This is a genomic window from Mucilaginibacter sp. UYNi724, assembly GCF_054057495.1.
The window spans coordinates 167888-189684 of record NZ_JBSRZI010000005.1; the positions used below are offsets into that span (position 1 = coordinate 167888).

The 21797-nt window shown below is 44.0% G+C and carries 19 protein-coding genes; 9 read left to right on the top strand and 10 right to left on the bottom strand.

Annotated elements, in window-relative coordinates:
- Nucleotides 1-6: 6 nt before the first annotated feature.
- Nucleotides 7-978: an NAD-dependent epimerase/dehydratase family protein gene (locus ACVW0P_RS09705; protein ID WP_457131905.1), complete on the bottom strand. Its 972-nt coding sequence runs from the start codon at nt 976-978 to the stop codon at nt 7-9.
- A 151-nt stretch (nt 979-1129) separates the two neighbouring features.
- On the opposite strand from ACVW0P_RS09705, the gene ACVW0P_RS09710 reads away from it, so the two are divergent.
- Genes ACVW0P_RS09710 through ACVW0P_RS09720 form a run of 3 tightly spaced genes read left to right on the top strand, consistent with a single transcriptional unit; the run spans nt 1130 to nt 4716 of the window.
- Entirely contained in the window at nt 1130-2311 is a 1182-nt protein-coding gene (locus tag ACVW0P_RS09710) for a formimidoylglutamase (RefSeq protein WP_457131906.1), read from the top strand.
- A 51-nt stretch (nt 2312-2362) separates the two neighbouring features.
- On the top strand, nt 2363-3535 hold the full coding sequence (locus ACVW0P_RS09715; RefSeq protein WP_457131907.1) for a redoxin domain-containing protein: 1173 nt from the start codon (nt 2363-2365) through the stop codon (nt 3533-3535).
- A 50-nt stretch (nt 3536-3585) separates the two neighbouring features.
- On the top strand, nt 3586-4716 hold the full coding sequence (locus ACVW0P_RS09720; protein ID WP_457131908.1) for a redoxin domain-containing protein: 1131 nt from the start codon (nt 3586-3588) through the stop codon (nt 4714-4716).
- A 123-nt stretch (nt 4717-4839) separates the two neighbouring features.
- Here ACVW0P_RS09720 and purD read toward each other — a convergent pair whose 3' ends face one another.
- Nucleotides 4840-6114: a phosphoribosylamine--glycine ligase gene (purD, locus tag ACVW0P_RS09725; RefSeq protein WP_457131909.1), complete on the bottom strand. Its 1275-nt coding sequence runs from the start codon at nt 6112-6114 to the stop codon at nt 4840-4842.
- Nucleotides 6115-6338: 224 nt separating this feature from the next.
- On the opposite strand from purD, the gene secA reads away from it, so the two are divergent.
- The 4 genes from secA (at nt 6339) to ACVW0P_RS09745 (ending at nt 12420) form a co-directional block, all read left to right on the top strand.
- The gene (gene secA / locus ACVW0P_RS09730) at nt 6339-9647 is read left to right on the top strand and encodes a preprotein translocase subunit SecA (protein WP_457131910.1); all 3309 of its coding nucleotides are present in this window, start codon (nt 6339-6341) and stop codon (nt 9645-9647) included.
- Between the two features lie 151 nt (nt 9648-9798).
- Entirely contained in the window at nt 9799-10263 is a 465-nt protein-coding gene (locus ACVW0P_RS09735; RefSeq protein ID WP_457131911.1) for an SPOR domain-containing protein, read from the top strand.
- A complete protein-coding gene (locus ACVW0P_RS09740) occupies nt 10256-11440 on the top strand; it encodes a M20 metallopeptidase family protein (RefSeq protein WP_457131912.1) in 1185 nt (394 codons plus the stop codon). Before ACVW0P_RS09735 ends, ACVW0P_RS09740 begins: the two co-directional genes overlap by 8 nt.
- Before the next feature lie 44 nt (nt 11441-11484).
- Nucleotides 11485-12420, top strand: coding sequence for a hypothetical protein (locus ACVW0P_RS09745; protein WP_457131913.1), 936 nt, complete (start codon nt 11485-11487; stop codon nt 12418-12420).
- Between the two features lie 103 nt (nt 12421-12523).
- Here ACVW0P_RS09745 and ACVW0P_RS09750 read toward each other — a convergent pair whose 3' ends face one another.
- The 3 genes from ACVW0P_RS09750 to ACVW0P_RS09760 all read right to left on the bottom strand — a co-directional run bounded on the left by ACVW0P_RS09750 (nt 12524) and on the right by ACVW0P_RS09760 (nt 15090).
- Nucleotides 12524-12976 (bottom strand): SRPBCC family protein, encoded by a 453-nt coding sequence (locus ACVW0P_RS09750; RefSeq protein WP_457131914.1) that lies wholly within the window; start codon nt 12974-12976, stop codon nt 12524-12526.
- A gap of 113 nt (nt 12977-13089) precedes the next feature.
- Complete coding sequence (asnS, locus tag ACVW0P_RS09755) at nt 13090-14526, bottom strand: asparagine--tRNA ligase (RefSeq protein WP_457131915.1); 1437 nt, start codon at nt 14524-14526, stop codon at nt 13090-13092.
- A 78-nt stretch (nt 14527-14604) separates the two neighbouring features.
- A complete protein-coding gene (locus ACVW0P_RS09760; RefSeq protein WP_457131916.1) occupies nt 14605-15090 on the bottom strand; it encodes a DUF6252 family protein in 486 nt (161 codons plus the stop codon).
- A gap of 190 nt (nt 15091-15280) precedes the next feature.
- Here ACVW0P_RS09760 and ACVW0P_RS09765 point away from each other — a divergent pair, with 190 nt between their 5' ends.
- Nucleotides 15281-16156 carry a DMT family transporter gene (locus tag ACVW0P_RS09765; protein WP_457131917.1) on the top strand — a complete coding sequence of 292 codons (876 nt, stop codon included), beginning with the start codon at nt 15281-15283 and terminating at the stop codon, nt 16154-16156.
- On the opposite strand, the gene ACVW0P_RS09770 is transcribed toward ACVW0P_RS09765, so the two are convergent.
- From ACVW0P_RS09770 to ACVW0P_RS09780, 3 genes are all read right to left on the bottom strand, one after another.
- Nucleotides 16157-17071 carry an alpha/beta hydrolase gene (locus tag ACVW0P_RS09770; RefSeq protein WP_457131918.1) on the bottom strand — a complete coding sequence of 305 codons (915 nt, stop codon included), beginning with the start codon at nt 17069-17071 and terminating at the stop codon, nt 16157-16159.
- Nucleotides 17072-17171: 100 nt separating this feature from the next.
- Nucleotides 17172-18264, bottom strand: a protein-coding gene (gene prfB / locus ACVW0P_RS09775) for a peptide chain release factor 2 (protein ID WP_457131919.1) whose coding sequence is annotated in 2 segments (ribosomal slippage) — nt 17172-18203 and nt 18205-18264 — 1092 coding nt in all. Because the reading frame shifts where the segments join, the coding sequence is not laid out codon by codon here.
- Between the two features lie 84 nt (nt 18265-18348).
- Nucleotides 18349-18786 (bottom strand): hypothetical protein, encoded by a 438-nt coding sequence (locus tag ACVW0P_RS09780; protein ID WP_457131920.1) that lies wholly within the window; start codon nt 18784-18786, stop codon nt 18349-18351.
- 252 nt (nt 18787-19038) lie between these two features.
- Between ACVW0P_RS09780 and pgi the strand changes: the two genes are divergently transcribed.
- Nucleotides 19039-20685: a glucose-6-phosphate isomerase gene (gene pgi, locus ACVW0P_RS09785; protein WP_457131921.1), complete on the top strand. Its 1647-nt coding sequence runs from the start codon at nt 19039-19041 to the stop codon at nt 20683-20685.
- A gap of 133 nt (nt 20686-20818) precedes the next feature.
- Here pgi and ACVW0P_RS09790 read toward each other — a convergent pair whose 3' ends face one another.
- A complete protein-coding gene (locus ACVW0P_RS09790) occupies nt 20819-21187 on the bottom strand; it encodes a DUF805 domain-containing protein (protein WP_457131922.1) in 369 nt (122 codons plus the stop codon).
- Between the two features lie 40 nt (nt 21188-21227).
- Nucleotides 21228-21797 (bottom strand): dihydrofolate reductase family protein, encoded by a 570-nt coding sequence (locus ACVW0P_RS09795; protein WP_457131923.1) that lies wholly within the window; start codon nt 21795-21797, stop codon nt 21228-21230.

Here is a 21797-nt window from a genome sequence, read left to right on the forward strand (position 1 = left end):
ATAGGTTTAATGGCGGCCTAATGACTGGCAAACTTCCTTTATCGTTTCACTAACGGGTTTAAACTCAAAACCAATAGCTTGTTTTATTTTACTGTTATCAAACTTCCGGGTGTTTGATGCTGCGCGGGCACTTGTTTTATCTAAAGCAGGGGCTTTACCAGATAATAGCCCTAAAAAAGAAGCGCCACGCCAGGCCAGTTCCATCATCCATGGTTTGGCTAATGTTTTTGGAGCGGGTACCTGTAGGCCATTGGCTATTTCTTCAAAAAGCTGTTTGTATGGGCGATTTTCAGCGTTGATGATGTACCGCTCACCGCTCAGGCCGGTTTCCATCAGGGCTACCATGCAATTGGCAACATCCTGCACATCCACAAAACCTATAGTGCCCCCGGTGTAAAACTTTAGGCCTTTGTGCACGGTCTCGAAGATCTGCCCGCTTCCGGCTTTGCCTGCGCTTTTGCCGATGATTATCGTTGGGTTTACAATCACAGCATCCAATCCTTCGGCAATGCCACGCCAAACTTCCATCTCGCTTTCCAGTTTTGATATGGCATAACCATCCGTTTCGGTCGACGAATCCAGGTGGTGGTTCTCTGTGATCAGTTCGCCGGGTTTGGCCTCACCAACCGCCGCTACAGAACTGGTATGCACCACGCGGATGCTTTTCTCATTACACAAGTCTACCAAATTGGCCGTACCTCTCACATTGGTGCGAATCATAGGGTCTTTATCGGCTTGCTTAAGTGATACAAAGGCGGCACAATTGTAAACCTGTGTAATTCCTTCCAATGCATCTTCCAAACTGGCGGCGTCCATCAGGTCGGCATTAACCCAATCTATATTATCTGCATAAGGCACCAGTAGTTTTGGGATGGTAGATGAAGCACGTTTACTGCAGCGGATCCTGTTTCCGCGAAGGATAAGTTCCTTCGCTAATTCGGCCCCTAAAAAACCTGTTGCACCCGTAACTAAAATCATATGCAAATGTGCAATTAGATGTGCAAATGTGCAAATAGGCAGATGTGCAGATGAAAAATACAAAAAATGATGTGATATTAAGATTTGAATATCTACACATCCAAAAATATCTGCACATTTGCACATCCTCGTATCTGCTCATCAATAAAACATGTCTTTAGCCGATTTTTTTACTCCCATAGATCTTAAAAAGATCACGCCAAAGAATGGATATTTCACGAGCCAGCTGGGCGATAAAATAAACCATCACTCGGTTGATTTCCCGGATCTGGAGCAAAAAACGGATATCGCCATTATTGGTGTGCTGGATGACCGTAACGCCATAAATAATCCGGGTTGTGCCTTAGGCCCCGACTATGTTCGCGAAAAACTGTACCTGCTAAACGAGGGTAGCTATAATACTAAAATAGTAGATTTAGGTAACATCGCCCGCGGCGAAACTGTGGTAGATACTTACTACGCCCTTAAAACCGTGGTAGAAGAACTGATAAAAAAAGATATAATTCCATTAATTATTGGCGGTGGGCAGGACCTTACTTACGCTCAATACCTCGGCTACGAAAACCTGGAGCAAAAGGTTGATATGCTGGTAGTAGATTCGCAGCTTGACCTTGATGACGACGGCTTTAGCGAAGCTATTGAAACCACATCGGCATCGTACATGAATAAAGTGATCCTGCACGAGCCTAACTACTTGTTCAATTATAGCAACCTGGGCTACCAAACCTACTTTGTAAACCAGGATAGTTTACGGGTGATGGATAAGCTTTATTTTGATGTACACCGCCTTGGCGAGCTTACCCAAAACATCGCGGTAGCTGAGCCGATAATCCGCAATGCCAACATGGTGAGCTTTGATATGGGTGCCATCCGCTCATCTGACGCGGCCGGTAATGCCAACGCCAAACCAAATGGTTTTTACGGCGAAGAGGCGTGCCAGATTTGCCGTTATGCGGGTTTTAACGATAAACTAACCTCGATAGGGTTCTACGAATTTAACCCGGCTTACGACACCAACGGCCAAACGGCCATGCTGCTATCGCAAATGATCTGGTATTTTATCGATGGCGTTTATAACCGCAAGCGCGACTTTCCACTCAACCCAAAATCGCAGTACCTTATTTACAAAACCAGCCTTACGCATGACGAGCACGAACTGGTATTTGTAAAAAGCAAAAAAAGCGACCGCTGGTGGATGCAGGTGCCTTACCCAACAGGTGGCTCAAAAAACGAGCGATTTCATTTAGTGCCCTGCCGTTACGAGGATTACAAAACAGCCGTATCCGGCGAAATGCCCGACCTTTGGTGGCGCACCTACCAGAAATTGAACTAACCTGCAATTGATTAGGTATTTACACGTTATTGTACTTTACTAATAATTTAAATGAAGAAATTTCTTTTCACCTTAGCGGCATTTTTGCCGGCTTTGGCCTTTGCGCAAAACGCGCAGCCTTTTACCGTTAAAAGCAAACTCACAAATATTACCGGCCCTGCAACCGCCTATTTGGTTTACTACTTAGGTGCGAACAGCCAAACAGATTCTGCTACAATTGTCAATGGCGAGTTTAAGTTTGAGGGTGTAATAATGGATCCGGTAACCGCGTCTATATTCATCGATCATAAAAATCTGGGATTTGCTAAATATGTAGAGCAAAACTTCCCGGATGGCGGCCCCTCAAAAACAGCTGATGGCTTAAGCTTTTTCCTGGAAAAGGGGTCTATTAATGTAAGCGGTAAAGATTCTATCGCTACAGCGGATGTAGTTGGCTCCCCTATAAACGATGATAATAAAGCTCTTAAAGCACAGCTAAAAGTTATTATTGATAAAGCACAAAAAGTGACCGAAGAAGGTAAGAAAGCCGCCGTAGAGCAACAGCGTTCTGCAGCGTTCCAGAATGCGATGCAGGCTAAATACAAAGCATTGCAGGACGAGCAAAAGAGCGTTATCAAGAATTTTATTACTACGCACACTACAAGCTATATAAGCTTACTGGCACTATCAAGCGTTGCCGGCCCCAACCCGGATGTTGCCGAGGTAGAGCCATTGTACAATATGTTATCTCCCGATCTTCAAAAGTCTGAGGGTGGTAAGCAGCTGAAAATGTCTATAGATGCATTGAAAATCACAGCTATAGGCGCCCTGGCCCCCGATTTTTCTCAGAACGATGCAAAGGGTTTACCCGTGCGCTTGTCATCATTTCGTGGTAAATATGTACTGCTTGATTTTTGGGCATCGTGGTGCGGCCCCTGCAGGCAGGAGAACCCCAACGTGGTAAAAATGTATAATAAGTATAAAGGCAAAAACTTTACCGTGCTTGGTGTATCGTTGGACAAAGCGGATGGCAAATCGGCCTGGTTGGCAGCCATCAAAAACGATGGGCTGACATGGACACAAGTATCCGACCTTAAGTTTTGGAATAACCTTGCCGCAAGTTTATACGGCGTGCAATCCATCCCTCAAAACTTTTTGATAAATCCCGAAGGTAAAATTGTAGCCAAAAATCTGCGTGGCGATGACCTGGATAAAAAGCTGGAACAATTGCTTGGAAAAATTTGATTTTAAGCATAATAACCGCATATTAGGCCTTAACAAAACTGACTGTCATTATGAAAAAAATAACCTTAAGCGCAATAGCGCTTTTGCCTGCGCTGGCTTTTGCGCAAGGCGGTAAATTTACCGTTCAGGGTAAATTAGGTAGCTATAACGCACCTGCCAAAGCATATATCCAATACCGTAAAGAAGGCAAAACCATTATGGATTCTGTGGTACTTAAAAACGGCGCGTTCAAATTTGAAGGCGAAGCGGCAGCTGTACCGGGACAAGGCTATTTATTGCTTAACCCAAAAGGTAACAGCATGAATGCGTCTAAAGATTACAAAGCCATTTACATAGAGCCCGGGATCATCACCGTAAACACCACCGATGATCTTACTAAAGCAACGGTTACCGGTACAAAATCGAACATCGAGAACGAGCAATACCAAACAGCTTTAAAACCGGTTAGCGATGGTTACAAAGCCATGGAAGCCAAAGAAAAAGCTACGCCGGAAGCAGATCAGAAATCTGACGCTTTTATAAAACAAGCTAAAGCTGCAGAAAAAGCGATTGACAAGCAGGAAAAGGCTATAAATCAAAAATTCATAAAAGACCATCCGGATTCTTACGTAAGCATGAATGCATTGCAATCGCTTGCCTACAGTTCAGATTATGTGGAGATAGAGCCGTTATACACCTCGCTTTCACCTAATATTAAAGCAGCTGAATCTGGTAAGGCATTTGGCGAATTATTGCCAAAGATGAAAGCGGTAGCCTTAGGCGCAACCGCACCTGAAATTGCGGAGACGGATACTTCGGGCAAAGTAGTTAGCTTGTCATCGTTCCGCGGTAAATATGTATTGGTGGATTTTTGGGCATCATGGTGTGGCCCTTGCCGCCAGGAAAATCCTAACGTAGTAAAGGCTTACAACGCATACAAAACCAAAAACTTCACCATCCTGGGCGTCTCACTTGATGGTAAGGGTGCTAAAGGCGCATGGGTTGGCGCTATCCAAAAAGATGGCTTAATGTGGACACAGATCTCTGACCTTGCAGGCTGGAAAAGCCGACCTGCCGGAGAGTATGCCGTTCGCGCTATCCCGCAAAACTTTTTAATTGATCCAAGCGGCAAGATCATCGGTAAAAACCTTAGGGGTGATGACCTGGAAGCTAAACTTGCCGAGTTGTTCGGGAAAATCTAATTCTGAGTCCGATTTCCGGAAGTCCGAAGACGATAAATAGTTTAAAATAGAAAGTCCGAAAGATTTAGCTGCTAAGCTTCTTCTTTCGGACTTTCTGTCTTTACCGACTTTCGGACTATCTAACTATAATAGATCAAACCCAATATCTTTCCTGAAATATACCCCATCATAATAGATGCGCGCCGCGTCGGCAGTGGCTTGTTGCAGGGCATCAAACATATTATCCTGCAGGCTGGTAACCGCTAATACACGGCCGCCTGTTGCTTTAATATCGTCGCCATCCAGGTTGGTACCCGCATGGAAAACATATGACCCGCGAACGTTCTCTATCCCGCTGATGGTTTTATCTTTTAGATATTCGCCCGGGTAACCGCCCGCAACACATACCACGGTTGCAGCTGTTTTTTGGGAGATGATCATTTCTTTTTCGTTCAGGTTACCTTCGGCAACGCCAATCAATAAGTCCACAAAATCCGACTCGATACGTGGCATAACGCTCTCTGTTTCGGGGTCACCCATGCGGCAGTTGTACTCGATAACCCAGGGCTCGCCGTGGGTATTCATCAAGCCGATGAAGATAAACCCTTTGTATGGGATGCCTTCTTTTTTCAATCCCTCAACAGTTGGGATAATAACCCTTTGCTCTACCTTTTGCATAAAAGCCTCATCAGCAAAATGCACCGGCGAAACTGAGCCCATGCCACCTGTATTTAAACCCGTATCACCTTCGCCAATCCGTTTGTAGTCCTTGGCCTCGGGTAATATTTTATAATTGGTGCCGTCGGTCATCACAAAAACCGAAAGCTCTATTCCCTGTAAAAATTGTTCGATAACCACCTTAGAGCTGGCATCGCCAAACTTGGCTTCGGTAAGCATTTCTAAAAGTTCCTGGCGGGCTTCCTCAAGGGTAAGGCAAATTAAAACACCTTTACCTGCTGCCAGGCCGTCGGCTTTTAAAACTACAGGCAAGCCTGTGGTGGCGAGGTAATCGAAACCTTCCTGCAAAGTATCGCGCGTAAACGTACGCGATGCTGCTGTAGGCACATTGTGGCGCTGCATAAACGCCTTTGAATAATCCTTGCTACCTTCCAGTTGGGCGCCTTCCTGCTGCGGGCCAATAACCGGGATGTTCTTTAGTAGCTCATCTGTTAGGAAAAAATCATGGATGCCTTTTACAAGCGGCTCTTCGGGGCCAACCAAAACCATTTTAACATCGTTAGTCAAAACAAAGGCTTTAATGCCTTCAAAATCGATAACCTTTAGGTTTACGTTGGTGCCATACTGGCCGGTGCCGGCATTGCCCGGTGCAATAAATAGTTTATCGCATTTTGGGCTTTGTGAGATTTTCCAGGCGAAGGCGCTTTCCCTTCCGCCCGAACCAAGGATCAGGATGTTCATGCGGGCAAATATAATGTTTGATGTGCAGATGTGCGAATATGCAGATGTGCAGATTGTTTGAAGATGAATAATTAAATCATATAGCGGTCAGATTGACGAATTTAACATCATTTGCCTATCCGCACATCTGCATATTTGCACATTAATCCTATCTTTGCATGTCAAAATGACTTTAAAATTGCACTGGCGCAATTATTGAGTTTGGTGCATTATATAAAAATAATATGTTAGATTTTTTCAGTAAGCTTTTTGGAAGCAAATCAGAACGAGACGTTAAAGGGATTTTGCCAATAGTTGAGAAAGTGAAGGCTGCTTATGCCAAGCTTGACCAGTTAAGTAACGATGAGCTTAGGGCCAAAACCATAGAATTTAAAGAAACCATTGCTGCCGGCCTTGCAGGTATCGACGGCGAAATACAGGCCATTAAAACCCGTACCGAAACCGAACTGGAAATGGAGGTAAGCGAAAAAGTTGCCTTGTACACTCAGTTAGATAAGCTGGAGAAAGACCGCAATAAAGAACTTGAAGATATTTTAGCGAATATTTTACCCGAGGCTTTTGCCGTGGTAAAAGAAACCTCGCGCAGGTTTGCCGAAAACAAAACGATTGAGGTTACTGCCACAACGTTTGATCGCGAACTGGCTGCCAAAAAGAGCAACGTACTCATAAAAGGTGATAAAGCTGTCCATCATAACACCTGGCTTGCTGCGGGCAACGAGGTTACATGGAACATGGTACATTATGATGTGCAACTGATTGGTGGTATTGTATTACACCAGGGTAAAATATCTGAGATGGCAACAGGTGAGGGTAAAACTTTGGTAGCCACGCTGCCTGCTTACCTTAACGCACTTGCCGGACAGGGCGTACACATAGTAACCGTAAATGATTACCTGGCACGACGCGATAGCGAGTGGATGGGTCCGTTGTACGAGTTCCACGGTTTGGCGGTTGATTGCATTGATAAACACGAGCCAAACTCTGAAGAGCGCCGCAAAGCCTACTTAGCTGATATCACCTTTGGTACCAACAACGAATTTGGGTTTGACTACCTGCGTGACAATATGACACGCAGCCCTGAAGAATTGGTACAGCGCAAACTGCACTATGCCATGGTAGATGAGGTCGATTCGGTATTGATCGATGACGCGCGTACACCGCTAATAATCTCAGGCCCTATCCCTCGTGGTGACGAGCATGAGTTTTATGAGTTGAAACCACGTATAGAACGTTTGGTTAACGCGCAAAAAACTTACGTTAACACCGTATTGAACGAAGCCAAGAAAGCCATTAACGATGGTAATACCGGTATTGAAGATGGCGGTTTAGCGTTATTGCGCGCACACCGTGCATTACCAAAAAGCAAAGCATTAATAAAATTTCTGAGCGAGGGCGGAAACCGTACTGTTCTGCAAAAAACGGAGAACCACTATATGCAGGACCAGGGCAAAGAAATGCCAAGAGTAGATTCTGAGTTGTTCTTCATTATTGATGAGAAAAGTAATTCGGTAGAGCTTTCTGAAAAAGGTATCGAGCTGATCACTGCATCGGGCGAAGATCCTCACTTCTTTGTGATGCCTGATGTTGGTACCGAGATCGCAAACATCGAAAAATCTGATGCCCCGGCAGAAGAGAAGATAGCGAAGAAAGACGAGCTGATGCGCGATTTCTCTATAAAATCAGAACGGATCCACTCGGTTAACCAATTGCTTAAAGCTTATACCTTATTTGAAAAAGATACCGAGTATATCCTTGATGATGGTAAAGTGAAAATTGTTGATGAGCAAACCGGCCGTGTATTGGATGGCCGCCGTTACTCTGATGGTTTACACCAGGCTATCGAAGCTAAAGAAAATGTTAAGGTAGAGGATGCTACACAAACCTTTGCTACCGTAACGCTGCAAAACTACTTTAGAATGTACCATAAACTTTGTGGTATGACGGGTACTGCTGTTACCGAAGCGGGTGAATTTTGGCAGATCTATAAACTGGATGTGGTAGAGATACCAACAAATACGCCAACCAGCCGTGCAGATATGCAGGACCTGGTTTACCGTACCATCCGCGAAAAATATAATGCCGTTGCAGATGAAATTGTAAAACTTACACAGGCCGGTCGCCCGGTACTGGTGGGTACAACATCGGTAGAGATCTCGGAGTTATTGAGCCGTATGCTTAAGCTACGAGGCATCAAACACAACGTACTGAATGCTAAGATGCACCAGAAGGAGGCGGATATTGTTGCCGAAGCTGGTCAGACAAGTACCGTTACCATTGCTACCAACATGGCAGGCCGTGGTACGGATATAAAGTTAGGCCCGAATGTAAAAGAGGCTGGTGGTTTAGCCATTGTAGGTACCGAACGCCACGAAAGCCGCCGTGTAGACAGGCAGTTGCGTGGCCGTGCAGGCCGCCAGGGCGACCCGGGTTCTTCCCAGTTCTTTGTATCGTTAGAAGATAACCTGATGCGTTTATTCGGATCAGAGCGTATCTCTAACCTTATGGTGCGTATGGGTATCGAAGAGGGTGAGGTTATCCAGCACTCTATGATCTCAAAATCTATTGAGCGTGCTCAAAAGAAAGTAGAAGAGAACAATTTTGGGATCCGTAAGCGTTTGCTGGAGTATGATGATGTGATGAACTCTCAGCGCACCGTTATTTATGCTAAACGTAAAAACGCATTATTTGGCGAACGCCTTGATGTAGATTTGAGCAACACCATTTTCGATGTAATTGAAGATGTGGTTACCGAATACAAGGAGGGAAACAATTACGAAGGATTCCAGATGGAAGTAATCCGTTTGTTCTCGGTAGATACTCAGGTAAATTCTGAAGAGTTTAGCGCTACATCTCTTGCTAACCTGGTAGAAAGCACATTTATTGAAGTAACCGACTTTTACAAACGTAAAGCAGAGGCTATTGCCCAACAGGCTTACCCGGTTATAAAAGATGTTTACGATACCCGCGGCCAATATGTGGAAAATATCGTGGTACCTTTCTCTGATGGGATCCACGGTTTACAGGTATCTGTACCGCTTAAAAAAGCGGTGGAGAACAAAGGTTTAGAGGTGTTTAAATCGTTTGAGAAAAACGTTACGCTTTACCTTATCGATGATGCCTGGAAAGAACACTTGCGCGAAATGGATGAGTTGAAGCAATCGGTACAAAACGCGGTTTACGAACAAAAAGACCCGTTATTGGTTTACAAGTTCGAGGCTTTTGAATTGTTCCGCCAGATGTTATCAAACGTAAATAAAGAGCTGGTTAGCTTCTTGTTTAGAGGAGGTATCCCGGTTCAGCAAGAGCCTGAGGAGGTGCGCGAGGCAAAACCTCAGCCCAAACTCGACCTGAAAAATATGCGTACTTCAAAACCGGAACTGGTAAGCGAAGCTAACGGCATGCCGATGGACGATACCCGCGAGATACAAAAACCAACCCCGGTAAAGGTTGAGCAAAAAATAGGCAGGAATGACCCATGCCCATGTGGTAGCGGCAAAAAATACAAAAGCTGCCACGGCCAGGGGATGAATTAAGAATCTCACCCAACCCTCTCCTGAATGAAAGGGCTAAAAATAATCCACGCGTCCATTGCGAGATACGAAGCAATCCCCGATCTACAGAGCTGCTCTGTATAGCAAAAAGATTGCTTCGTGCCTCGCAATGACGGTTAAAAGGAAATCTAAAATGAAAAAAGCAATGTTTGATTATAAAGCTCCGGTAAGCCTCATCAAATATTGCTTTTTTTTTATGCTGATAATGTGCTCATTCGGGGCATCGGCGCAAACCCGCGGCAAAGTACAAGTAGTGGCACCGCCATTGTTTGATACGCTATTAGCCAAACGCGCTACGCTTAATAAAGGACGCGGCGGGGGCTCGGCGGGTTACTCATCATATGGTTACCGTGTACAGATATATAGCGGCAGCAACCGTGGTGCGGCATTCAACGCCCAGGCAAAGTTCAATATGGAATTCCCGGAAATGCGCACCTATATTGTGTACAAAGAGCCAAACTTTAAAGTACGTGCCGGCGATTTTCGTTCGCGTATCGAGGCCGAGCGGTTGAAGGAGCAATTGAAGCCCTGGTTCCCGGCAATGTTTATCATCTCAGAAAAAATCAATCCACCCAAAACGGTTATCACTAATGATTAAGGAAAAAATACAGCAAATAGCAAAAGATATTTTTAATGATGTAGTGGCTAACCGTAGGCATTTGCACTCGCATCCCGAACTTTCTTTCCACGAGGTAGAAACATCGGTGTTTGTGGCAAATAAGCTGGAAGAGCTTGGGTTGGAATACAGTAAAATGGCCGATACAGGTTTAGTAGCCCTTGTAAAAGGCGATAAACCGTCCGATCAGGTAGTGGCCCTACGTGCCGATATGGACGCGCTGCCGATACTGGAGGCAAATGATGTGCCGTACAAATCGCAAAACCCGGGTGTGATGCACGCATGTGGGCATGATGTGCATACTTCGTCATTACTTGGTGTCGCTAAGATCTTAACCGATCTTAAAAGCGAGTTTGGCGGTACGGTAAAACTGATCTTTCAACCTGCAGAAGAAAAGTTGCCGGGTGGAGCCAGCCTGATGATACAGGAAGGCGTATTAGAGAACCCTAAACCACAGGCCGTGATAGGCCAGCATGTGATGCCGCTGATAGACGCCGGTAAAGTAGGTTTCCGCGCAGGCAAGTATATGGCGTCAACCGATGAACTTTATGTTACCGTGAGGGGCAAGGGCGGGCATGGTGCGCAACCGCAGCAGAATGTAGACCCGGTTGTGATCACGGCGCACATCATCGCCGCGTTGCAGACCATCATAAGCCGCTCTGCCGATCCTAAAAGCCCATCGGTTTTATCCTTTGGAAAAGTGATCGCCAACGGTGCTACCAATGTAATTCCAAATGAAGTTTATTTGGAAGGAACTTTCCGTACGATGGACGAAAAATGGCGTTCTGAGGCTCATATCAAGATCAAAAAAATGGCTGAAGGTATTGCCGAAAGCATGGGTGGTACCTGCGAGTTCAATATTATGAGGGGCTACCCGTTCCTGATCAACGAGGAAAAGCTGACAGCGGCAACCCGGGCAAATGCCGAGGATTATTTGGGTAAAGAGAACGTGCTTGATCTGGATATTTGGATGGCGGCAGAGGATTTTGCTTATTACTCACAGGTGGCAGATTCTTGCTTTTATCGCCTGGGTACACGTAACGAAAGCCGCGGAATTACATCATCAGTACATACCCCAACGTTTGACGTAGAAGAAAGTGCACTGGAACAAAGCGTTGGCCTTATGGCTTACCTTGCCGTAAAACAGTTAGGGAATTAATTTAAAAGTTAATGGTTCATAAATAATAGCCGCGCTTAATTACCATGAACAAAAAGTTACTTATAGCATTCTGCTTTTTACTTTCTGCCTTTGTCTCCAAAGCGCAGCAGATCCCTCGTTTTAATCCTGATACCATCCTTACCATCACCATCGATACCGCAGTTGCCAATATCCGGTCGCATAGGTTAAACGCGCAGGATTTTATTGATGCGGTAATGAACGATACCAGTTTTTACAAGGCTTTCCAAAACATGAAAAGTTATGCCTTTACTGCCGAGAACCGCATTTACACCTACGATAAGAAGAATAAGGTTGATGGCAAGATCTACCGGCGGTTACTGCATAGTAACAATGGCGGCAAACATAAAATTGAGTACACTACGAAGCACGACAGCGGCAATGTTGTAAAGAAAAACGGTAAGTACCAGTTGTACACCGTAGAGATGTTCGACTATATTTTTATGAACGCCTACAACTCGGATTTTGTGAAGGGCGAAGGTACATCTGCAGAAAACAAAGGTAAAAATGAAGGATACAAAGCCAAATTGAAAACCCTGATATTTACACCGGGCAGAAAAGTGCCGGGCATCCCTTTCATCAGCGGCAAAACAGAGATCTTCGGGCCGGAGTTACGCCAGTTTTACAGTTATGAGTTCGCACGCGGTAAATACCTGGATAGCATCCCTGTTTATCGGTTTAAAGTAAAACGCAAGCCCAGTACAAGCCCGGATGATGTGATGATACAGGAGATGACCACAATTTTCGATGTAAACAATTTTGAGATACTCGGCCGCTATATCGATATGAAATACAGCAATATGCTGTTTGATTTTAATGTGCAAATGAATATCGAACTAAATAAATTTAACGACGAGCTATTACCCATCAAAATCAGCTATCAAGGCAACTGGGATATCCCATTCCACAAGGAGGAACGCGCCAGCTTTTTAATTGTGCATAAGGATTATAAGAAGGAATGATCCTCATTAATTAACCTTCATTCCGAACTTGTTTCGGGATCTCTCAGGACAGTTATACAGTAACCCTTGCGTGTGGGATGCTGAAACAAGTTCGGCATGACGGCTAACTTTTCTCGGCTATTTCTTTTATAACAAGGTTACGTTTCACCAGTAATGCGGTCACATACCTTTTAAGGAATAACCAGTTTGCCAGTTTCCCTAATATTCCTAACGGTGATTCAAAAATAAACACATCCTGCATAATGGTTCTTGTGCCATCGTGACTAAAGTAATGTTCATGTCTGAAACTTTTAAAAGCACCGCTTACCATTTCATCCGCAAAGAAAACCGGGGCGTTAAAGTCTGTGACCTTTGATGTAAGGTTTTGCCAGATACCAAAATGCTTAGCCCGCCATGTAACGGTTTCGCCAAAGCCAATTAACCCACTCGTACGGCCAGCAATTGCCCGCTCGCCGGTATGTGCTGTTGATGCAACATGTACATCAATGTCCCGCGAAATGTCAAAGCATTTTTCGAGTGGAGCATTGATAAATGTAGTTAATACTATTTTCGACATATCTACAAGTTAAGCCATGAAGTAAAGTTCGGCATCGCACATAGTCCTGAAAGAAACAAAAACGCCAATCATAAAAATAACCGGCGTAATCATAAAGATCTTTTAAAAGCAGTCTAAAATTCAGCGTTCTTAGGAAACCTTGGGAATGGGATCACATCGCGGATGTTGCCCATGCCGGTAACAAATAGCACCAATCGTTCGAAGCCTAAACCAAAGCCTGCGTGCGGGCAACCACCGTAACGGCGGGTATCAAGGTACCACCAAAGTTCGTCTTTAGGGATACCTATCTCGTCCATTCGTTGCTCCAACCTGTCAAGACGTTCCTCGCGCTGCGAACCACCTACAATTTCTCCTATACCCGGGAACAGGATATCCATAGCGGCAACAGTTTTGCCATCGTCGTTTTGCCGCATGTAAAACGATTTTATCTCTTTAGGATAATCCGTCAGGATCACCGGTTTTTTAAAGTGTTTCTCAACCAGGTAACGCTCGTGTTCCGATTGTAGGTCGGTGCCCCAGCCTTCTATTGGGTATTGGAATTTCTTCTTTTTGTTTGGAGTAGATTCTTTCAGGATTTCGATAGCCTGGGTGTAGGTCAAGCGCTCAAAATCGTTATCTAAACAAAACTGAAGTTTCTCTAACAAAGTAAGGTCAGAGCGTTCGTTTTGTGGTTTTTGTTTCTCCTCGTCCTGCAGGCGCTGGGTTAAAAATTCGATGTCTTCCTTGTTTTTATCAAGCGCGTAGCGGATAACATATTTTAACAGTTCCTCGGCCAGGTCTGCATTGTCTTTAAGATCATAGAAAGCCATTTCGGGTTCTATCATCCAAAACTCGGCCAGGTGGCGGGTAGTATTTGAGTTTTCGGCACGGAAGGTAGGGCCAAAGGTATAAATATCACTCAGTGCCATTGCACCAAGTTCGCCCTCCAACTGACCGGACACGGTAAGGTTGGTAGATTTACCAAAGAAATCTTGCTTGTAATCTACCTCGCCCGTATCGGTACGTGGTACGTTGGCCAGATCAAAGTTGGTAACATGGAAGGCCTCGCCGGCGCCTTCAGCGTCAGACTGCGTAATAACGGGTGTGTGCAGGTAAACAAAACCACGCTCTTGGAAAAAGGTATGTATAGCGTATGATAGCGTGTTACGCACCCTAAAAATAGCACCAAATGTACTGGTACGAAAACGTAGGTGCGCAATTTCCCGTAAAAATTCAAGACTATGTTTTTTTGGTTGAAGCGGGTATTTCTCCGGGTCGCTGTCGCCTAATATTTCGATGCTTGTTGCCTTAACGTCAACGCTTTGCCCTTTACCTAACGATGCTACCAGCCTGCCGCTAACGCTAAGCGCAGCGCCGGTGGTAATACGCTTTAATGTGGCAGGGTCGGTGTTTTCAAAATCAACAACAATTTGCAGGTTGCTATTGGTAGAGCCATCATTTAAAGCAATAAACTGATTGTTACGGAAGGTACGCACCCATCCTTTAACAGTTACATCAATATCGGTTTTACCGCTTTCAAGCAGTGCTTTAATTTTTGTACGAGAGCTCATATAAAATAGTATATGCGGCAAAAATACAATTATTTGCTAAACCTGTAAGCAGTAAAACCGTACTTAAATGGATATAACTTAGTTACGTGGCAGATAGATCAGGAAGTTGCCTTTGGTAAATTTAACACTATCCGCATAAATGCTTGAGGTAACCGGAAACTTGCGTTTAAATTTCAAAGTAAATGTACCCGCAATTACATGTTGGGTCGAATCAACATCGGTAACTATTAATGAACTACCGCCAGCAACACCTGCTTTGTAACGGCTTACGGTGTCCTTGCCAATTAATTGATAATAGCGGGCCTGGTTACCGGTTAAAGCATACGTGCCTTTGCCGGTGTATTTAATGTGCATTTTGATGCCTGCATCCCTGCCAAGGCCCAAAACAGAAATGGAATCGGTACCAACTTTTGCGCTGTAAGGTTCTGCATAAACAGATAAGCCATTTTTTTCGGCAACAAAATATTGTTGGTAAGAAGTGCGGCAGCAATTGTCGTCGTTTTTCAAACAAGATGAAAGGAGTAGGGCGAAGAATCCCAGGGCGATAAAAGTAAACTTTTTCATGATCAATCTTTTTAATGTGTTAGTTTATACTTTACGTTAAAAAAGTTGCGTGTGATACAATGTGTGTGAATTTTTTGTATGAAGCGGAATTAATGTATTTTCAGAATCGAATGGATAGCATTATGTTAATTAAATAATTCTGTAAATTCTGATTCAGACAACCTAAGTTTGCAGCTCAATAAAATTTAATTTGAAACCGAAACTTAGCCTGGTTATTGGCATTGTATGTATCTCTTTTTCGCCAATATTTGTAAAGCTGGCGGCCTCACCAGCCATTACATCGGGCTTTTACAGGATTTTTATCGCATGGCTGTTCCTGCTTCCTTATTGCGTTTTAAAAGGCAAATTAAAAACAACTCGCAGGGCGCTTGTTATCACCATTATTGGCGGTGTTGTTTTTGGGGCAGATATTGCCATGTGGAATATTTCGCTGTTAAAGATCAGCGCTACCATATCAACCTTGTTGGCTAATCTTGCCCCGGTTTGGGTAGGGTTGATGAGTTATCTGCTATTTAAACATAAAGCGGGCAAGCTGTTTTGGGTGGGCACTTTTGTAGCGATAATTGGGATGGTGATATTGGTCGGCTACGAGAATGTGATACACCTGGAATTTAGTCCGGGGATATTATACGCCGTGGCTGCAAGCATACTTTATGCCGCTTATCTCATGATAACCAAGGGCGTCATCAAACACATAGACACCTTTACTTTTATGTTTTACAACATGCTGGGGGCAGCGGTGTTTCTACTGGCAGTTGCACTTACCCGCGGCGACGCGTTAACCGGATTTGATACTGCAACCTGGGGTTGTTTCCTGGGGATGGGCGCTCTTTGCCAATTGATAGGATGGCTTACCATCAATCACTCGTTACGTTATCTCGAATCTACGCGTGTAGCCATAGCTTTGTTAGGGCAAACAGTTATCGCCGGGTTTTTAGCCATAGGCCTTTTGGGGGAAACTCTGCACCTTAAAGAGATAATCGGGGGTGCGATAGTTTTGATTGGAATAGCAGTTTCTTTTTTGAAATCCAAAAACGCTGTACTCATCCCAAAGGGAACTGATTAATTACTTAGTTAACCAACCATTATCGCCCATCCAGGTCTTGGCCCAATTGAACCACAGCCCTTTGCTTTTTGAATTTACCAGGCCAAAACCATGACCACCGGATGGAAACAGGTGCATCTCGGCTTTTACCTTGTTTTTAAGCAAAGCTTCGTACATCAGTAAGGCATTCTCTACGGGCACAACGTCATCATCTTCGGCATGTACTATGAATGTTGGCGGGGTGCTGGCTGTAACTTGCTTATCGTTAGAGTATAGATCGGCCTGTTGCTGTGTTGCATTTTTGCCTATCAAATTCTCGCGAGAACCAACGTGGGCCTTCTCACCAAAAGATATCACGGGGTATATCAGCATCATAAAATCCGGGCGAACGCTGATGTTGTTTGGGTTATCAATAACCACTTTATCAAAGTGCGTCCCCTCGGTCGACGCCAGATGCCCGCCTGCCGAAAAGCCTATAATTCCTATCCTGTTTGGGTTAATGCCCCATTTGGCAGCATCCTGCCTAACTATTTGTATGGCACGTTGGGCATCTTGTAACGGGCCTATGGTTTTATCAACCATGATGCTATCGCTGGGTAAACGGTATTTTAATACAAATGCAGTTACGCCAATCTTATTAAATTCTCTGGCTATATCTATTCCTTCATGTCCAGAGGCGAGGCCTGCATAGGCACCGCCGGGGCATATTATTACGGCTGTACCATTTGCCGTGCCTTTGGCAGGCAGGTAGGGCGTAATAGTAGGATTTGTTACTTTAAAAAGCCATAATTTATCATTTTTTTCAGCATAAGTAGCGGGTGCTGCCTTACTGTTAGGTACGCCCTTTGGATATAGCAGCATCGGTTTTTGTTCCTGGCTAAAGGCAAGGGTTGTAGTAGCAGTCAATATTAACACGGTTAAAATACGCTTCATCATAAAAAGTAGCATTGGTAAGGGCAAGGTACAATTTATGGCAACAAAAAACGACGCTGTGGTGTGCAGCATCATTTTTTGTATTTTATCAAAAAGCCGGACTTTAATTCTTCGGCCCGCCAAATTCCATCAGGTACGATTTTAAAAACTCGTTTAGGTCGCCATCTAACACGGCAGCGGCGTTAGAGGTTTCATGATCTGTACGGAGGTCTTTAACCAGTTTGTATGGGTGCAATACATAGTTACGGATCTGCGAACCCCATTCTATCTTTTTCTTGTTCCCCTCAACCGCGCTTGATGCCTCGGCACGCTTGCGCATCTCGGCTTCATATAGCTGCGATTTAAGCAGGCGGATAGCATTTTCTTTATTTTGTAATTGAGAGCGTGACTCCTGATTTTTAATGATAATGCCCGATGGCTTGTGGTATAAACGTACGGCAGTTTCTACCTTATTTACGTTTTGGCCACCCGCACCACCCGCGCGGAAAGTCTCAAACTCGATATCGGCGTCTTTCACCTCAATATCTATGGTGTCATCTACCAACGGATAAACATATACTGAAGCAAATGAGGTATGGCGCTTAGCGTTAGAATCGAATGGTGAAATGCGCACCAAACGGTGGACGCCATTTTCGCCTTTCAGGTAACCATAAGCAAATTCACCTTCTATTTGCAGCGTAACCGTTTTTACACCGGCCACGTCACCTTCCTGGTAATCCTGCTCAGACACTTTGTGCCCGTTCTTTTCGGCCCACATAATGTACATGCGCATCAGCATGGCGGCCCAGTCGCAGCTTTCAGTGCCCCCGGCGCCCGCTGTAATTTGAAGTACGGCATTAAACTGGTCTTCCTCGGCGCTAAGCATGTTCTTAAATTCAAGTTCTTCGACCACGGACACAGCCTGCTCGTATTGCTCGTTCATTTCTGCTTCGGTAGCATCGCCACTCTGCATAAATTCAAACAACACGTTTGTATCGTCTATTACCGAAACCACTTTCTGGAAAGCGTCGGTCCATACTTTTTTTGCTTTGATGGATGCCAGAACTTTCTCGGCATCTTTAGGATGATCCCAAAAGTTTGGGCCTATGGTTATATCCTGTTCCTTTTGCATGGCATCGAGTTTGGTATCGATGTCAAAGATGCCTCCTCAGGGAAGATGCTCTATCCCTTAAATCCTGCATATTCTCTTTTGTCATAATGGCAAATATATAAAATTGCGGTTAGGCCAAATAAAAAAGGCCTACAATTAATTGCAGGCCCCGTAGTAAAAATATTTTTTCTTACGCGATGCGCATCTGGTTTAACAACACACCCATATCGGCAACGTTACCGTTTACTTTAGACAGGATGGTGCTAAGCGCAAACTCTTTATTCTGTTCGCCTTTCGATTGTTCCATTAACTGGTGCATTACCGGTGGGATTAATTCGTCGGCAATTTTCATAGCCTCGGCCATGCCTATGTTATAAAAATTGTTCAGCTTATTAGCAAACCTATTAGCCACGCTATGGATAAGCGGGTTATCATATATCGCCGAAAACTGGAAGTATTTTACCAGGTCCTTTAATTTGCCCGTATCCATCTGGTTTTTCAATACCTCAATGATAGAGCTTGACGCCTCATTAATTACCGCCTCGCGGTGTTCTGCAGGCACTACCGGGTTGTTCATAACAGCCGTATCGGCATTGTTTTTTACGAGCAAAAAAAGTTTTTCAAACATGGCAATATTTGTTTAAAAGGCAGATTAAGAAAATGATGAAAAATAATTGGTTTATTTACCAACACCACAAATATATTAAATATTTATTTTCACTTTCTAAAAATTATCAAACATTTGTTATTGAAATGACAATTTGTTAGTGTAAAACAAACACTATCCCCGGTGTGTTAAAATAACACTTAACTGTCCTTTTTTCACTTTTAATATCAGGCTCAGTTTTAACTTGTTACTTTTACAAAAAACATCACAACTATGCTGCCAAATATTGATTTTACGAGTACCCAATCGTATAAATACTTAACAGATCACTACATTGATATCGTATCAAAAAGTTTGAAGGAATTATTTGAAACTGATAATCAGCGATTTGAAAAATTCTCGCTTCGGTTTGAGGATATTTTGGTGGATTACTCCAAGAACCGTATTGATGATGAAACACTTGCGTTACTTACCCAATTAGCACGCGAGTGTGGTGTAAACAAGGCAATTGAAGCTATGTATTCTGGTGAAGCTATAAATGTTACCGAAGGACGCCCGGTTTTGCATATCGCTTTGCGTAACCGCAGCAACACCCCAATTTTAGTTGATGGTAGAGATGTAATGCCCGATGTTAACGGCGTATTAGATCACATGAAAGAGTTTAGCGAGGCCATCATCAGCGGCGCGTGGACCGGTTATACAGGTAAGGCTATTACCGATGTTGTAAACATCGGCATCGGCGGCTCGGACTTAGGCCCGGTAATGGTTACAGAAGCGTTAAAGGCATACAAGAACCACCTTACCATGCACTTTGTATCAAATGTAGATGGTACACATATAGTTGAAACTTTAAAAGAGGTTGACCCGGAAACTACGCTGTTCCTGATCGCTTCTAAAACATTTACCACGCAAGAAACCATGGGTAACGCCCACAGCGCCCGCGATTGGTTCATTAAAAACGGCGGTAAGGACGAAGATGTAGCCAAACACTTTGCAGCATTATCTACCAATAGCGAAGGCGTTGCGAAATTTGGTATCGATACCAAAAACATGTTCGAGTTTTGGGATTGGGTTGGCGGCCGTTACTCGCTTTGGAGCGCGATAGGTTTATCTATCTCATTAAGCATTGGCTTTGATAATTTTGCCGAATTGCTTGATGGCGCGCATGCAATGGATAATCATTTCAAAGATGCCCCGCTTGAGCAAAACCTGCCTGCTATTTTGGCATTGATAGGTATTTGGCATAATAACTTTTTTGAGGCTGAAACCCAGGCCATTTTACCTTACGACCAATACATGCACCGCTTTGCTGCTTACTTCCAGCAAGGGGATATGGAAAGCAACGGTAAACATGTAGACCGTAACGGCAAGCACGTAGACTATCAAACTGGCCCCGTTATTTGGGGAGAGCCGGGTACAAACGGGCAGCACGCGTTTTACCAACTGATACACCAGGGGACAAAATTGATCCCGTGTGATTTTATAGCACCTGCGCAATCTCACAATCCGCTTGGCGAGCACCACAATATGCTGCTCTCGAATTTCTTCGCTCAAACCGAGGCTCTAATGAACGGTAAAACCGAAGAAGTGGTAATTGACGAATTGAAGAAGGCCGGAAAAAACGAAGAAGAGATCAAAAAAATTGCACCGTTTAAAGTTTTTGAAGGCAACCGCCCAACCAACTCTATCCTTGTTAAAAAAATAACACCGCATACGTTGGGCAGTCTGATCGCCATGTACGAGCATAAAATATTTGTACAAGGCATCATCTGGAATATTTACAGTTTCGACCAATGGGGTGTTGAACTGGGCAAGCAACTGGCCGGAAAGATTTTACCTGAGTTAAAAGATGATGCAGAAGTTAACACACACGATTCATCAACCAACGGTTTGATCAATCAGTACAAAGCCTGGAGGTAATCGGTCTGCAGTTTTAAGTTTGCAGTAAGTAGCTCTATTTAATTTGTCATGCTGAACTTAGTGAAGCATCTAATCGCCGATATACATATCGTAAATTAGGTTCTTCGGTATAACTCAGCGTGGCATTTTTTGGTTATTGCGGCCGCTGATCGTTTTGGTCGTACGGGTTTTTGGGATGAAATGCCTCATCGGGTAGGTGTGCATATTTAGGGTTTTTGCCATATTCGTTTGGCCATGGTTTGCCTTCTTCTAAGAGAAGCCAAAACGTATAAAAAGGAACAAGTTGCCACCAGCCGCTGTTGTCCAGATCATGACAACGTTTGGCGCCCTGTGCCCAACGGAACCAAATTAGAGGAATAAACATAAGCAAATAAGAATTTGAACTGTTGTGATGCCTCAATTGTGAACTAATAAAAAAGATGCCACCGATAAAAACCAATATACTTAGGCCATATTCGGTGCGGGAAATGCGGCCATCGAAAGAAAAGGAATCGTTGAACATAATGGTGGTTTAGGTATGCTAATATAAGTAATTTCTTCTATTAAGCTTGCCTTACGTTATAACACATCAAAACCACTCCACTACCAAACACCTTAGTTTTATAAGGGTGCATAGTTAACCTGCTTTTAAACAATGGCCGGCCATTGTTTAAAAGCAGGGGATAGATCCATATCAGGTATTCATCTACGAGGTTTAGCTTAATAAGCTGTGTAACAAGTTTGCCACTACCATATACTACTATATCCTTCCCCGGCAGCGTTTTTAACTCCCTGATTTCTTTACCAATAGGGCGGTTGGCCAATCGGGCATTTTGCCAGTTTACGATTTTAAGCGTTTTAGAGAATATCACCTTTTCATACCTATTCATCATATCTGCAAAATCTACAATCTCACGCGGGGCAGAAATATTTGATTGCTGTGCCTGCCAGTAAGGTGCCATGCACTGATATGTGTTGCGGCCAATCAACAAAGTATCAGCATTGCCAAGTTGCCTGGTTATGATCTTCGCCATTTCGTCATCCCAATATGGCTCATGCCAGTCTAACTCGCCATGCGAGCCTGCCATAAAACCGTTAAGGGTTATATTCATCGATACCACTAACCTGCGCAT